Here is a 12,702-nt window from a genome sequence, read left to right on the forward strand (position 1 = left end):
AGCGCGCGGGCCGCCGCCGCGTCCGCCGGGGCGGTCTCGCCCGCCGTGCCGGTGGCCATCGCGGCCGCCGCGTCCGGTGAGCCGCTACGCGCGACGGTGCAGATCCGCCGGATCGATCCGTGGTCGACGCTCAAGATCACCCTGGTGATCAGCGTGGCGCTGTTCTTCGTGTGGATGCTGGCCGTCGGTCTGCTCTACATCGTGCTGGCCGGCATGGGCGTGTGGGACAACCTGGACAACTCGCTGGGCGAGATGCTGAACCAGGAGGGCAGCTCGTCGAGCCTGATCGACGCGGGCACCGTCTTCGGCTACGCGGGCGTCATCGGTCTGATCAACGTGGTGCTGTTCACCGCGCTGGCGACAGTGGGCGTGTTCATCTACAACCAGTGCTGCGATCTGGTCGGTGGCATCCAGGTGACCCTGGCCGATCCGGACTAGGAACAGGCTCTGCCACGACGGCCGGTCAGCCCCGTAAAAAGGGGCTTGACCGGCCGTTTTGGTTATCCCCGGCCGGGTAGGGTAACCTCGTTCCTCGTTGCGGTTCACTGCTCCGGCAGGGGATCGAAAACGAGTACGGGCCTATAGCTCAGGCGGTTAGAGCGCTTCGCTGATAACGAAGAGGTCGGAGGTTCAAGTCCTCCTAGGCCCACTCCCGAACATCACAGTAGGGTGGGAATCATGAAGATTGTCCTCACGGTCGGTGTTGTGATCGCGGTTCTCATCGGTATCACCAAATTCCGCAAGCGCGATGACGCAGACCTCTGGCGCGAGGTCACCACCCGCTGATTCGGGTTGCCAACTGGTTTCATCAAGCCAGCCAGGGGCCTTAGCTCAATTGGCAGAGCACTGCCTTTGCAAGGCAGGGGTTAGGGGTTCGATTCCCCTAGGCTCCACTTCTGTGAATTCCTCGGTTTTCGATTTTCTGCTCAGTGCGGCCCCTGTCGAGTCGGGGTCGACCGATATCGCCGCGATCGCGGCATACCATCGCGCCCGGAGCGCCGCTTTCGCCAGCTCCATCGATCGCGCCGTTGTCGCCGGATTCGACAGTGCCGGAACAGGTACGGCGTTTCTCGGCGGATATCAGGAAGCGCTCGGCGCGCTGGTGCCGCTCGACGCCACCGGACTCACCTCCATGTGCGCGACCGAGGCGAACGGGGCCAAGCCGTCGCAGCTGACGACTACGGTGACCGCCGACGGCTTCGTCACCGGGACCAAGTCCTTCGCGACCCTGGGCGAGTTCGCCACCCGCTTCCTCGTGATCGCCAGGGCGGGCGAGCAGGCCGACGGCCGCGCCGCGCTGCGGGCGGTGCTGGTGCCCGCCGGTCCCGGCGTCGTGGTGACGCCGCTGCCCGCGCTGCCGTTCGCTCCGGAGATCCCGCACGCCACCGTCACTTTCGACGCCGCGCCGGGGGAACTGCTGCCCGGCGACGGCTACGCCGACTTCCTCAAGCCGTTCCGCACCGTCGAGGATCTGCATGTGGTCGCCGCTGTGCTCGGACAGCTCGTTCGGGTGGCCCGGCAAGCGGAATGGCCCGCCGAGGCCGTAGAACAGCTGCTGGCCCTGTTTGCGGCAGTGCGTGGCGTGGGCACCGAGGACCCGGGTTCGGCCGGCGTGCACATCGCGCTGGGCGGGATCTTCGAGCGGCTGACGCGCCTGCGGGCCGAACTCGCGCCGCTGTGGGACCGGGTCGACCCGGCGGTCCGGAGCCGCTGGGAGCGTGACGAGCCGCTGCTCGGGGTGGCGGGCAAGGTCAGGGCGCTGCGGCTGGCGACGGCCTGGCGTGCGGTCGTCGAGGCGTGAGGGTCAGCGGGTGAACTTTCCGAGGCCGTTCTCGTCGTAGTAGTCGAGGGTGAGTGTCCCGTTGTCGAAGGTCGCCGACGAGACGCTGCCGGGCGGTGCGTTCTCGCCGCTCGGCTCGAAGGCGAAGGTGTCGCCGTCCCAGTGCCGCAGCGGGAATCGGCGCTGCGCCGGGCCCAGGGTGAGGACCAGGCCGCTCTCGGCCTCGGAGATCGTCGCCGGGCCCCAGTACTCGTTGGCGTAGCTGCCGACGTAGGTCGGCAGGGGCTGGGCGGGCGCGGGAGTCACGGGCGCGGACTTGCCGGACAGGTCGCCTTCCGGGTCGTTGATGGGGGCGAGCGCGGCCTGGTAGATGCCCCGCCAGTCCTCGCGGATCTCACCGAACTGGACGAGATCGCCGAACTCGGCGGTCAGCGCCTCCGGCACGCCGATCGGCGCGGCGTTGGTGAGCGCGATGATCGCGACGTCGGCCGACGGGATGGCCAGGAAGTTCGTGGCGGCGCCGAGCGCGAACGCCCCGGAGTGGCTGTAGGCGGTGCGACCCGTGGAGCTGGTCGAGGCGTTGAAGCCGTACCCGTAGAACCCGGCCCGTGATTCGGGGGAGGAGGCCGGCGAGGAGATCACCTGCGGGGTGATCGCGGGCAGCAGCGCCGCCGCGGGCGCGATGGTGGTTCCGTTCGCGGTGCCGTGGCCGAGCATCATGGCCAGCCAGCGCGCCATGTCGTTCACCGAGGAGCTGACCCCGCCGGCGGGAGACTGCGGGTCGGGATCGCGGACGAACTTCGCGACCCACTCGCCATCGACGTCGACGTGGCCGACCGCGCGATTCGGCCTGGCCTCGTAGTCGGCGAAGCGGGAACTGGTGGACGACATGCCGAGTGGGCCGTACACCGTCTCGGCGCAGAGCCGGTCCCACGGCACGCCTGCCGCGGCGGCGACCGCCTCGGCGCCCGCGGTCAGCCCGAAGTTGGTGTAGTGGTAGGTGATCCGGAACGGGTCGAGGGGCTCGAGCCGGAGCTTGTCCAGGATCGCGGCCTGGTCGTACCCGAGATCCTCGAGCCGGTCGCCCGCGTGGTCGGGCAGGCCGCTGCGATGGGCGAACAGGTCGCCGACGGTGAGCTGGGCGGTGGTGGCCGGGTCGGCCAGCGCGAACGAGGGCAGCTTCGAGACCACCGGCGTCGTCCATTCGACCGTGCCCGCGCCGACCTGGTGGGCGACCACGGACGCCGAGACCGACTTCGACACCGAGGCCAGCTGGAAGACGGTGTCGGCGTCGACCTTGTCCTGGCCGCCCGCCTGCTTGACGCCGAAGCCCTTCGCGTAGACGGTCTTCCCGCCGTGCACGACGGCGACGGCCATGCCGGGGATGTGACTGCTGTCCATCAGCGAGGTGGCCAGCTCGTCGAGTTTCGCGACGGCGTTGTCGACCGCGTCGTCGGGCAGGGCGACCGCGGCGACCTGGTTCGGTGGGAGCTGTTCGGTACTGGTCGCGGTGGAGCTCTCGTCGTCGGATGCATCGCTGCAACCGACCACGACAGCCATCGACACGACCAGCGCGGCGAGCGCGCCTTTGCCGGGCACCATGGGCTGACGATAGACCCGGTTGCGGGGCGATCGCGGGAACGTGGCTGGACTGTGACGGTTTCGCGGACCGGGAGTACTCACCGGTAGCCGGAACTGCACCTTGCCGGAAAATGGGGAGCGGGCCTCGGCGAAGGGGGGGAGTTAGCCGAGGCCCGCGTAGGGTCGGCCCGGGGGGGAGGGGCCGACGTGAACGATCCTACGCGATGCGAGCGGAATTCGTGTACGCGCAACGAGCCAGTTTCCGAGATTTTTCGGCGTTCTGGGCCTGGACCGTGGCCGGCGGCCGGTGTAGTGAACGGCGAATCGGTCGGTGAACCAACCGACAGTTGTCTTACATCGGTCGGAATATGCTGGTGCACAAGGAATTACGCGAAAAATTCGCTGAACATGTTCTTGTCGGTGCGCCATCGATGCCCCGAAGACCAGGGGCTTGCGATCCGGGGGTCCGCCGGAAAATCCGTCCGATTCGCCGCGTGTCGCCGTAAATCGGCATGTCGAACAGATCTGTACATCGGGATCGGGGGCACCCGGGAAATGGGGGTGCGACTTGTCGGTGGGTCCCGCAATACTGGGGCAACAGCGTAGAACTACGACTTCAGGAGAATCATGCCCGACGCAATCGTCGCCGAGGGTCTGGTCAAACGGTACGGGCAGCTCACCGCCCTGGACGGGCTCGACCTGTCCGTCCCCGAAGGAACCGTCACCGCACTTCTCGGCCCCAACGGCGCGGGAAAGACCACGACTGTCCGCGTTCTCACCACGTTGCTGATCCCCGACGAGGGCCGTGCCACCGTCGCCGGGATCGACGTGCTCGGCAATCCACAGGCCCTGCGTTCCCGGATCGGCACCTCCGGGCAGTACGCGGCGGTCGACGAATACCTCACCGGCTTCGAGAACCTCGAGATGGTCGGCAGGCTCTATCACCTCGGTGTGGCGCGCAGTAAGGAACGCGCGCGCGAACTGCTCGAGCGCTTCCGGCTCACCGACGCGGCGGATCGGCCGGTGAAGGGCTACTCCGGCGGTATGCGCAGGCGCCTCGACCTCGCCGGCGCCCTGGTGGCCAACCCGCCGGTGCTGTTCCTGGACGAGCCGACCACCGGCCTCGACCCCCGGGCCCGGCTCGATCTCTGGGACGTCATCGAGGAACTCGTCGCGGGCGGCACCACGCTGCTGCTCACCACCCAGTACATGGAGGAGGCCGACCGGCTGGCCGACTCGATCGCCGTCATCGACCACGGCAGGGTGATCGCGCGCGGCACCGCCGACGAACTCAAGGCCCTCGTCGGCGGCGACCGGATCGAACTCACCGTGGCCACGCCCGATCAGCTGGCGCCGGCGCAGCAGGTGCTCGCCGGGCTGGCCGACGGCGAGATCCATCTCGAACCCGGCCTGCGCCGGATCACCGTCCCGGTGGCCGACGGCTCCCAGGACCTGGTCACCGCCATCGGCAGGCTCACCGAGCACAAGGTGCAGATCAACGACGTCGCGCTGCGGCGGCCCTCGCTCGACGACGTCTTCCTCACCCTCACCGGGCACGAGGCCGAGGAACTCGTCAACAGCGATGCCGCGAAACAGGCTGTCGGCGCCGAGGAAGGACAGAACCGATGAGCACCACGCTCGACAAGGTCGACGTGCAGGGACCCACCTTCGGGGAACGGCTCGCGATGGTGGTCAGCGACAGCGTGACCATCGCCAAGCGCAATGTCATCAAGATCAAGCGCGTGCCCGACGTGCTGATCTTCACGACGCTGTCGCCGATCATGTTCGTGTTGCTGTTCGCCTATGTCTTCGGCTCGGCGATCACGGTCGAGGGAGTAGAGGGCGGCTACCGCGAATTCCTGATCGCGGGCATCTTCGCGCAGACCGTGGTCTTCGGCGCCACGTTCACCGGCGCCGGCCTGGCCGAGGACATGCAGAAGGGCATCATCGACCGGTTCCGTTCGCTGCCGATGGCGCCGTCGGCGGTGCTCGTCGGCCGGACGATCAGCGACGTGGTGATCAACGTCGTGAGCTTGGTCGTCATGTCGCTGACCGGCCTGGTCGTCGGCTGGCGGATCCGCGGGTCGTTCCTGGACGCGGTCCTGGCGTACGTGCTGATGCTGCTGTTCGCCTACGCGCTGTCGTGGATGATGGCGGTCGTCGGACTGCTGGTGCGCGCACCGGAGGTGTTCAACAACGCCAGCTTCATGGTGATCTTCCCGCTGACGTTCCTGTCGAACGCGTTCGTGCCCCTGGAGGGCATGCCCGGGCCGCTGAAGGTATTCGCCGAGTGGAACCCGGTCTCGGCGCTGACCCAGGCCGTGCGCGACCTGTTCGGCAACACCAATCCGATGGCTCCGCCCTCCGACGCCTGGCCGATGCAGCATCCGGTGGTCACGACGCTGATCTGGATCGTGGTGATCCTGGTCGTGTTCGTGCCGCTGGCTCAGGTGCAGTACAAGAAGTCCGTGAGCCGCTGACGGCTCAGTGCGCGCCGGTCTCCACCCCGGAGACCGGCGCGGCACCGTTGCGGGAATAGCCGAGGCGCGGCGGCTCGGCGGCGGGCTCGGGAAGTTGCGGTCGCTTGCTGCGAGCGAGGAGGGCCAGGGCCGCCGCCCCGGCGATCCCGACGGCGGCGATGATCGGGTTACGAAGCTTCATGCGACCACTGTGGCACAGCTTCCCGGCTTCCCGCCGCCCCCGTGGCACCATAACTGCCGTGACCTCACCCAACCAGACGGCCGTGGCGACGCTGCACACCAACCACGGCGATATCAAGATCGCGCTCTTCGGCAACCACGCGCCCAAGACGGTGCGCAACTTCGTCGGTCTCGCCGACGGCAGCGCGCCCTACACCACCGCGAACGCCGGTGGCACGGACGCTGGCCCGTTCTACGACGGCGCCGTCTTCCACCGGGTGATCCCGGGGTTCATGATCCAGGGCGGCGACCCGACCGGCACCGGTCGCGGCGGGCCCGGCTACGAGTTCGGTGACGAGTTCCATCCGGAGCTGCGCTTCGATCGCGGCTATCTGCTGGCGATGGCCAACGGCGGGCCCGCGACCAATGGTTCGCAGTTCTTCATCACGGTCGGTGCCCAGCCGCACCTCAACCGCAAGCACACGATCTTCGGCGAGGTGGTCGATCCCGATTCGCGCAAGGTCGTCGACGCGATCGCCTCGGTGAAGACCGATCGCAACGATCGGCCGGTCGAGCCGGTCGTCATCTCCTCGGTGACCATCGGCTGACAGCGGCTGCGCACAACAGAACTCCCCGCCGCGCCGGAGCGCGACGGGGAGTTCGTTGCTTCACGTGAAACGTTGCGGTCAGTCGGTGACCGAGGCGAAGCCGTTGACGACCAGCGCGTCGTAGACGTCGTGCGGGTTGGTGCCCAGATCCCAGCGGCCGAAGATCAGCAGCCGCTCCGAGCCCTCGTGCTGGACATCGATCTCGAGCATCGCCGACTTCCGGCCGAGGCGGCGGTAGGAGACCATCCGGATCCGGTCGATCCGGGTCAGCGGGTAGGTCTTGGGCCCGGTCAGCGTGCCGACCACCAGGCGCGGCGCGGGACCGGAGACCATGGTCAGCCGGGGACGCTGGCGCACGCCGAGGATCGCCATCCCCAGGACCGCGACCGCGGCCAGGCCGACGAGCAGCCTGCTGGGGCCGTCCTGGGCCAGCACCGCGGCGACGACGAGGATGAGGCCGCCGCCGGCGACGGCGAGCAGACCGGCGGTGGGAGTTGTCCACGACCTGCTGTCGGCGGAATCCACAGCGTTCACGCGGCGTCGTCCCCCATTGCTCCTCGAGTTGTCCACAGCTTCATCCACAGGTGTGCATGAATAACACCGGTGTAATCCGGTGCGCGGCGATCGCTCAGCGCCATCGCATGGTCATGATCAGGCCGATGACCATCAGGCCGAACCCGATCAGGAAGTTCCAGGCGTTGAGATCGTTCATCCAGCCGATGTGCTCGGCGGCCAGGTAGTACACCAGCAGCCACACGAGCCCGGCCAGCATGAAGCCAAGCATGATCGCGACGTACCAAGCCGGCGACGGGCCCGCCTTCACCTTCACCGGAGTGCGGCTGGCAGGGCTCGGGGTGTAGTCGGCCTTCTTACGGACCTTGGACTTGGGCATGACGTCCTCGAATTCGGGATACAGGTAACTCCTAGGCTATCCCACCAGGTAATGGATGCGACGACCTACGGGGTCGCCACGTACCCTCGACGCATGCGTGTATTGGTCGTCGACAACTACGACAGCTTCGTGTTCAACCTGGTGCAGTACCTCGGCCAGCTTGGGGCCGAGGCCGTGGTCTGGCGCAACGATGACCAGCGCCTGGCCGACCTGGATACCCTGCTGACCCGTGGTGACGAGGGCGGGACCTTCGACGGCGTGCTCGTCAGCCCCGGCCCCGGCAGCCCCGACCGCGCGGGCGCGAGCATCCCGCTCGTCCACGCGGCGGCGAAGCACCACACGCCCTTGCTCGGCGTCTGCCTCGGACATCAGGCGATCGGCGAGGCGTTCGGCGGAACGGTCGACCGCGCGCCCGAACTGCTGCACGGCAAGACCAGCGAGGTCTTCCACATCGGCGCGGGCGTGCTGGCCGGTCTGCCCGACCCGTTCACCGCCACCAGGTACCACTCGCTGACCGTCCTGCCGGAGACCATGCCCGCGGAGCTGGAGGTCGTCGGTCACACCGAGAGTGGGATCGTGATGGCCATGCGCCACCGCACCCTGCCCATCCACGGCGTGCAGTTCCACCCCGAGTCGGTGCTCACCCAGGGCGGGCACCGGATGCTGGCCAACTGGCTCGAGGTGTGTGGACAGCGTCCCGCCGAGGCCCTCGTGTCGGCGCTCGAAGCGGAAGTCGCCGCGCTGGTGACGTCGTAGCGGTCCGCGATGGCACCGGGGAGTGACGCCGTGCGGCCGTTCGTGCTGTTGTCGGTGGCGACGAGCCTGGACGGTTACATCGACGACGCGAGCGCGCAGCGGCTGCTGCTGTCCAACAGCGCCGACTTCGACCGCGTCGACCAGGTCCGCGCCGAATCCGACGCGATCCTGATCGGCGCGCGGACGCTGCGGACCGATAATCCCCGGCTGCTGGTCAACAGCGCTGTGCGCCGGGCCGACCGGGTGACGGCGGGCAAGCCGGAGTATCCGGTGAAGATCACCGTCACCGCGTCCGGCGAGCTCGATCCCGAGCTGCGGTTCTGGCACACCGGCGGCGACAAACTCGTCTACACGACCGACAGCGGCGCGGCCCGGCTCGGCGACCGGCTCGCCGGACTGGCCGAGGTGGTCGCGCTCGGCCCGGAACTGTCGCTGGCCGCCCTGGTCGACGACCTGGGCGCGCGCGGAATCGGCCGATTGATGGTCGAAGGCGGCACCGCGATGCACACCGGTTTCCTCGCCGCCGATCTGGTCGACGAGATCCGGCTCGCGATCGCGCCGATCCTGGTCGGCGACCCGGCGGCTCCGCGGTTCGTCGGCCCGGGGCGGTTTCCCGGTGGTGCACAACGACGGCTCCGGCTGGCGGGTGTGGAACAACTTGGGGATGTCGCTGTGCTGAAGTACCTGGTCGGGCACGGCGACGAGCCCGTCCGCTAACCGGCCCTGTGGTCGAAATCATGTTCACGACCTGGGGAAATATCACTGTCCACAGCTTGTCCGGCGAATCGCTGCACACCTGAACATGACCGAATCCACATCATGCGACAGTTGTGGATAACTCCCGACCAGCAGGGGAACCCGATGACCGCAAGCAGTGCCGAGAGCACCGACCACCGATTCATGCACAGGGCGATCGAACTCGCCAGGAACTGCCCACCCAGCCCGACGGCCTATTCGGTGGGCGCGGTGATCGTCGCCGATGGTGTGGAGATCTCCGCCGGCTACTCCAGGGAGACCGACGAGAAGGTGCACGCCGAGGAGTCGGCGCTGAACAAGCTCGACCCGGACGATCCGCGGCTGACCAGGGCGACGATCTACAGCACGCTCGAACCGTGCTCGACTCGCGCCACCGCGAGCCGGCTGCCGTGCGCCGACCGGATCCTGGCCGCCGGCATCCCGACCGTCGTCATCGCCTGGCGTGAGCCGAGCCTGTTCGTCGCCGCGTGCGAGGGTGTGGACAAACTCCGCGGGCACGGCGTGCGGGTGGTGGAGCTGACCGACCTGGCCGAGGAGGCCATGTCGATGAACTCCCATCTCGATCTGAGCTGAGGTCAGGGCCGCCCGTAGATGGCGGTCACGAACTCGCCCAGCTGGTTGTCGTCGAGGTGCCGGGCCAGATCGGCTTCGCTGATCATGCCGACCAGCCGCTTGTTGTCGATCACCGGCATCCGCTTGACCCGATGGCCTTCCATCTGGTCGAGCACGTCCTCCACGTCGGCGTCCGCGCTGACCCACCGCGGGGTGGACTCGCACAACTCGGCCGCGGTCGTGGTTTCGGGGGACAGGCCGAGCGCGATGCACTTCACGACGATGTCGCGATCGGTGATGATGCCGCACATGCGCTCGTCGTCGTCGGCGACGACAAGCGATCCGACACCGAGATCGGCCATCGCCGTCGCCGCGGTCGCCACGGTGTCACCGCGGGTGATCCACTGCGCGCCGGGCTTCATGATGTCCCTGGCCGTGGTCATAGGGGCTACCTCCTCGTTCAGCGGTGCTGGGTGGGATGAAGCAGCCTCATTCTGCGCCCGCCGCGTCGCGGCAGGTGGGTTCTCCACGCAATCGAGACCTGGCGATCTCAGCGCGGTAGCGGCGAAGCACCCACCTGCAGCACGACGTTGCCGGTGATGGTCACCGTGGATCCCGCCGCCGGACTCTGGCCGACGACCTTGCCGGAGGCACTGCCGTCCAGCGTGATCACGGTGGTCTGGCTGAGCTGACCGGTCCAGCCGAGCGCGCGCAGCTGTTCCTGCGCCTGCGTCGGGGTGAGTCCGCTCAGGTCGGGGACCGTGATCCGGTCACCGGCCGAGACCTGCACGGTGATGGTCGACCCCTTCTCGGCGTTGCTGCCGCCGGTCGGGTTGGTCGAGAGCACCTGGCCCTTCGGCGCGGACGACTTCACTTCCTGGATGTCGACCTTGAACCCGGCGCTGTCGACCAGGTTCGGCTGGGCGATCGAGATGTCCTGACCGACCACCGTCGGCACCCGGACCTGCTCCGGCCCCGAGCCGATGGTGATCACGATCGGCTGATCGATGTCGACCCGCACGCCCGCGCTCGGCTCCTGCGCGATCACCTTGTCGGTCTCGGCGGTGCTCGACGCCTTGCGCGGCGGGTTCGGGCTCAGGGTCAGCCCGATCGAGTTCAGCTTCTGCTCGGCCTCGGCCTGGGTCAGCCCGGACAGCCGCGGCACCTGCACCTGGGTCGGTCCGGTCGACACCTGCATGGTGACGGTGCTGCCCTCGTCGATCCGGGAACCGCCGAGCGGCTGGGTTGCGATGACATTGCCGACGGCCACCTTGCCGTCGGCCTTCTGCTGGGTGGCGACGTGGAACCCGGCCTGCTGCAACGCGGTCTGGGCCTGCTGCGACGGCTGACCCGACACGTCGGGGACGGCCACCTGGTCGGCCTTGCTGCCCGGTCCGACCAGCACCCAGAACAGCCCGAACGCCACCGCCAGCGCGGCGGCGACGCCGAGCGCGATCAGCCCGGTCCGGTTGCGGCCCTCGGCGGGCGGCGCGATCGCGGCCTGCTCGGAGGTGTCGTCGCGACGATCACGGAACGAGCGCGGGGCGGGCTCGTCGTCGTAATCGAGGATGGTGGTGCGGTCTTCCTCGTTCATCACCATCGGCGCGCTCGGCTTCTGGCCGCCGAGCACCCGGATCAGATCGGCGCGCATCTCCGCGGCCGTCTGGTACCGGTTGGCCGGGTTCTTGGCCATCGCCTTGAGGATCACCGAGTCGAGTTCGCGCGGCACGCCGGGATTCACCGACGACGGCAGCGGCGGATCCTCCTTGACGTGCTGGTAGGCGACCGCGACCGGCGAGTCGCCGGTGAACGGCGGCTGGCCGGTGAGGATCTCGAACAGCACGCAGCCGACCGAGTAGACATCCGAGCGGGCGTCGACGGTCTCGCCGCGCGCCTGCTCCGGGGAGAGGTACTGCGCGGTGCCGATCACCGCGGCGGTCTGGGTCATCGGGTTGGAACTGTCGGCGATCGCGCGCGCGATGCCGAAGTCCATCACCTTCACCGCGCCCGCGCGATTGATCATGATGTTGGCGGGCTTCATGTCGCGGTGCACGATGCCGGCCTTGTGGCTGAAATCGAGCGCAGCGCACACGTCGGCCACGACTTCCATCGCCTTGCGCGGGGCCAGCGGGCCCTTGCCGCGCACGATGTCGCGCAGGGTATCGCCCTCGACGTACTCCATGACGATGTAGGGCAGCGGGCCGCCGTCGACGGTGGCCTCGCCGGTGTCGTACACCGCGACGATGGCCGGATGATTCAGCGCGGCCGCGTTCTGCGCTTCCCGCTTGAACCGCAGGTAGAACGTGGGATCGCGGGCCAGATCGGCCCGCAGCACCTTGATCGCGACATCGCGCGAGAGGCGCACGTCGCGGGCCTTGTGCACCTCCGACATGCCGCCGAACCCGATGATCTCGCCCAGCTCGTACCGCGAGGAGAGATTCTTCGGGGTCGTCATGGTTGTCCTTGTGGCGGAGTGTTGTCGACGGTGATGTTCGGGCCCAGCGCGTTCGGGGCGTCCGGGAACGGCAGGTCGAGCGTGGGCAGCCGGGGCCTGCCGTTGACCGTCGTCGTTCCAGCGGCCGGGGTGGTGGTGGCCGGCTTGGTGGTCTTCGTCGTCGTCGGCGCCTTGGTGGTGGTCGTCGGCGGCGGTGTCGTCGTGGTGGTCGGCGGTTCCGTCGTTGTCGTCGGCGCCTCGGTGGTCGTCGTCGGACGCGGCGGTTCCGTGGTCGTCGGCGGCGCCTCGGTGGGCGGCACGATCGGCGGCGGGAACGACTTGGTGGTCACCGGCGGCGGCAGCGGTTTGGTGGTCTGGGTGGTGGTGGTCGTGGTGCCGGAGTCGCGGTTCGGCTCACCGCCGAACAGCACCCAGAGCACGACGCCGCCGAGCAACAGCGCGCCGACGCCCAGGGCGATCAGCCACTTCTGGTTGTTCTTGGCGGTGCTGGTCGCCGCCACCGCCGCGGGCGCGGCGGCCTGCGTCGCCGGACCGGTGTAGCCGCCCGCGGGGGTGATCGGCTGCGGCGCCTGGTTGCCGAAGCGCATGGTCGCGCCGTCGTACTCGGCACCGGCGGCCGCCGGGATGACCATGGTCGGGCCGGGCGGCAGCACCCGGGTCGCGCCGGTCAGCGGGGGCGCGGC

General features: G+C 68.7%; 15 protein-coding genes, 2 tRNA genes and 1 pseudogene. 11 read left to right on the forward strand and 7 right to left on the reverse strand.

Annotated features, from left to right (window positions below; genetic code table 11):
• From ATM97_RS00800 to ATM97_RS00820, 5 genes are all read left to right on the forward strand, one after another.
• Positions 1 to 438: DUF3566 domain-containing protein (locus ATM97_RS00800; protein WP_218715970.1), on the forward strand; the 438-nt coding region annotated here is incomplete at its 5' end.
• Positions 439 to 575: 137 nt separating this feature from the next.
• Positions 576 to 649: transfer RNA gene (locus tag ATM97_RS00805), tRNA-Ile, on the forward strand.
• 29 nt (positions 650 to 678) lie between these two features.
• A complete protein-coding gene (locus ATM97_RS00810; protein WP_211359241.1) occupies positions 679 to 786 on the forward strand; it encodes a DLW-39 family protein in 108 nt (35 codons plus the stop codon).
• Positions 787 to 820: 34 nt separating this feature from the next.
• Positions 821 to 893, forward strand: a tRNA-Ala gene (locus tag ATM97_RS00815).
• 5 nt (positions 894 to 898) lie between these two features.
• On the forward strand, positions 899 to 1,801 hold the full coding sequence (locus ATM97_RS00820) for an acyl-CoA dehydrogenase family protein (RefSeq protein WP_218715971.1): 903 nt from the start codon (positions 899 to 901) through the stop codon (positions 1,799 to 1,801).
• Positions 1,802 to 1,804: 3 nt separating this feature from the next.
• On the opposite strand, the gene ATM97_RS00825 is transcribed toward ATM97_RS00820, so the two are convergent.
• Positions 1,805 to 3,382 (reverse strand): serine hydrolase, encoded by a 1,578-nt coding sequence (locus tag ATM97_RS00825; RefSeq protein WP_218715972.1) that lies wholly within the window; start codon positions 3,380 to 3,382, stop codon positions 1,805 to 1,807.
• Positions 3,383 to 3,988: 606 nt separating this feature from the next.
• Between ATM97_RS00825 and ATM97_RS00830 the strand changes: the two genes are divergently transcribed.
• Entirely contained in the window at positions 3,989 to 4,990 is a 1,002-nt protein-coding gene (locus ATM97_RS00830; protein ID WP_218715973.1) for an ATP-binding cassette domain-containing protein, read from the forward strand.
• 56 nt (positions 4,991 to 5,046) lie between these two features.
• A complete protein-coding gene (locus ATM97_RS00835) occupies positions 5,047 to 5,841 on the forward strand; it encodes an ABC transporter permease (protein ID WP_218715982.1) in 795 nt (264 codons plus the stop codon).
• Between the two features lie 4 nt (positions 5,842 to 5,845).
• On the opposite strand, the gene ATM97_RS00840 is transcribed toward ATM97_RS00835, so the two are convergent.
• The gene (locus ATM97_RS00840; RefSeq protein WP_218715974.1) at positions 5,846 to 6,022 is read right to left on the reverse strand and encodes a hypothetical protein; all 177 of its coding nucleotides are present in this window, start codon (positions 6,020 to 6,022) and stop codon (positions 5,846 to 5,848) included.
• A gap of 58 nt (positions 6,023 to 6,080) precedes the next feature.
• Between ATM97_RS00840 and ATM97_RS00845 the strand changes: the two genes are divergently transcribed.
• A complete protein-coding gene (locus tag ATM97_RS00845; protein WP_308248321.1) occupies positions 6,081 to 6,608 on the forward strand; it encodes a peptidylprolyl isomerase in 528 nt (175 codons plus the stop codon).
• Positions 6,609 to 6,686: 78 nt separating this feature from the next.
• Here ATM97_RS00845 and ATM97_RS00850 read toward each other — a convergent pair whose 3' ends face one another.
• Together ATM97_RS00850 and crgA are read right to left on the reverse strand one after the other, a co-directional pair.
• Positions 6,687 to 7,133 carry a PH domain-containing protein gene (locus ATM97_RS00850; protein ID WP_218715983.1) on the reverse strand — a complete coding sequence of 149 codons (447 nt, stop codon included), beginning with the start codon at positions 7,131 to 7,133 and terminating at the stop codon, positions 6,687 to 6,689.
• Between the two features lie 103 nt (positions 7,134 to 7,236).
• Positions 7,237 to 7,500, reverse strand: a complete 264-nt coding sequence (gene crgA / locus ATM97_RS00855) for a cell division protein CrgA (RefSeq protein WP_218715976.1) — start codon at positions 7,498 to 7,500, stop codon at positions 7,237 to 7,239.
• A gap of 93 nt (positions 7,501 to 7,593) precedes the next feature.
• Here crgA and ATM97_RS00860 point away from each other — a divergent pair, with 93 nt between their 5' ends.
• From ATM97_RS00860 to ATM97_RS00870, 3 genes are all read left to right on the forward strand, one after another.
• Positions 7,594 to 8,256 carry an aminodeoxychorismate/anthranilate synthase component II gene (locus ATM97_RS00860; protein ID WP_218715977.1) on the forward strand — a complete coding sequence of 221 codons (663 nt, stop codon included), beginning with the start codon at positions 7,594 to 7,596 and terminating at the stop codon, positions 8,254 to 8,256.
• Between the two features lie 9 nt (positions 8,257 to 8,265).
• Positions 8,266 to 8,973 carry a dihydrofolate reductase family protein gene (locus ATM97_RS00865; RefSeq protein ID WP_218715978.1) on the forward strand — a complete coding sequence of 236 codons (708 nt, stop codon included), beginning with the start codon at positions 8,266 to 8,268 and terminating at the stop codon, positions 8,971 to 8,973.
• Positions 8,974 to 9,117: 144 nt separating this feature from the next.
• Positions 9,118 to 9,585, forward strand: a complete 468-nt coding sequence (locus tag ATM97_RS00870; RefSeq protein WP_218715979.1) for a deaminase — start codon at positions 9,118 to 9,120, stop codon at positions 9,583 to 9,585.
• 2 nt (positions 9,586 to 9,587) lie between these two features.
• Here the strand turns inward: ATM97_RS00870 and ATM97_RS00875 are convergent, their stop codons facing one another.
• The 3 genes and pseudogenes from ATM97_RS00875 to ATM97_RS00885 all read right to left on the reverse strand — a co-directional run.
• Positions 9,588 to 10,007, reverse strand: coding sequence for a CBS domain-containing protein (locus ATM97_RS00875; RefSeq protein ID WP_218715980.1), 420 nt, complete (start codon positions 10,005 to 10,007; stop codon positions 9,588 to 9,590).
• 107 nt (positions 10,008 to 10,114) lie between these two features.
• A complete protein-coding gene (gene pknB / locus ATM97_RS00880) occupies positions 10,115 to 12,019 on the reverse strand; it encodes a Stk1 family PASTA domain-containing Ser/Thr kinase (protein ID WP_218715981.1) in 1,905 nt (634 codons plus the stop codon).
• Positions 12,016 to 12,702 (reverse strand): annotated as a pseudogene (locus tag ATM97_RS00885) (serine/threonine protein kinase); the annotation flags it as partial. The pseudogene ATM97_RS00885 and the gene pknB, both read right to left, overlap by 4 nt.

This window comes from Nocardia sp. MH4, from assembly GCF_019266065.1.
In the GTDB taxonomy this organism is placed as follows: Bacteria; Actinomycetota; Actinomycetes; order Mycobacteriales; family Mycobacteriaceae; genus Nocardia; species Nocardia canadensis.

What these genes read in the sequence shown, in the direction of transcription:
- ATM97_RS00810 (WP_211359241.1), top strand. Translation starts at nt 679, where the DNA reads ATGAAGATTGTCCTCACGGTCGGTGTTGTGATCGCGGTTCTCATCGGT.
- ATM97_RS00825 (WP_218715972.1), bottom strand. Translation starts at nt 3,382, where the DNA reads ATGGTGCCCGGCAAAGGCGCGCTCGCCGCGCTGGTCGTGTCGATGGCT.
- ATM97_RS00830 (WP_218715973.1), top strand. Translation starts at nt 3,989, where the DNA reads ATGCCCGACGCAATCGTCGCCGAGGGTCTGGTCAAACGGTACGGGCAG.
- ATM97_RS00835 (WP_218715982.1), top strand. Translation starts at nt 5,047, where the DNA reads ATGGTGGTCAGCGACAGCGTGACCATCGCCAAGCGCAATGTCATCAAG.
- ATM97_RS00840 (WP_218715974.1), bottom strand. Translation starts at nt 6,022, where the DNA reads ATGAAGCTTCGTAACCCGATCATCGCCGCCGTCGGGATCGCCGGGGCG.
- crgA (WP_218715976.1), bottom strand. Translation starts at nt 7,500, where the DNA reads ATGCCCAAGTCCAAGGTCCGTAAGAAGGCCGACTACACCCCGAGCCCT.
- ATM97_RS00860 (WP_218715977.1), top strand. Translation starts at nt 7,594, where the DNA reads ATGCGTGTATTGGTCGTCGACAACTACGACAGCTTCGTGTTCAACCTG.
- ATM97_RS00865 (WP_218715978.1), top strand. Translation starts at nt 8,266, where the DNA reads ATGGCACCGGGGAGTGACGCCGTGCGGCCGTTCGTGCTGTTGTCGGTG.
- ATM97_RS00870 (WP_218715979.1), top strand. Translation starts at nt 9,118, where the DNA reads ATGACCGCAAGCAGTGCCGAGAGCACCGACCACCGATTCATGCACAGG.
- ATM97_RS00875 (WP_218715980.1), bottom strand. Translation starts at nt 10,007, where the DNA reads ATGACCACGGCCAGGGACATCATGAAGCCCGGCGCGCAGTGGATCACC.
- pknB (WP_218715981.1), bottom strand. Translation starts at nt 12,019, where the DNA reads ATGACGACCCCGAAGAATCTCTCCTCGCGGTACGAGCTGGGCGAGATC.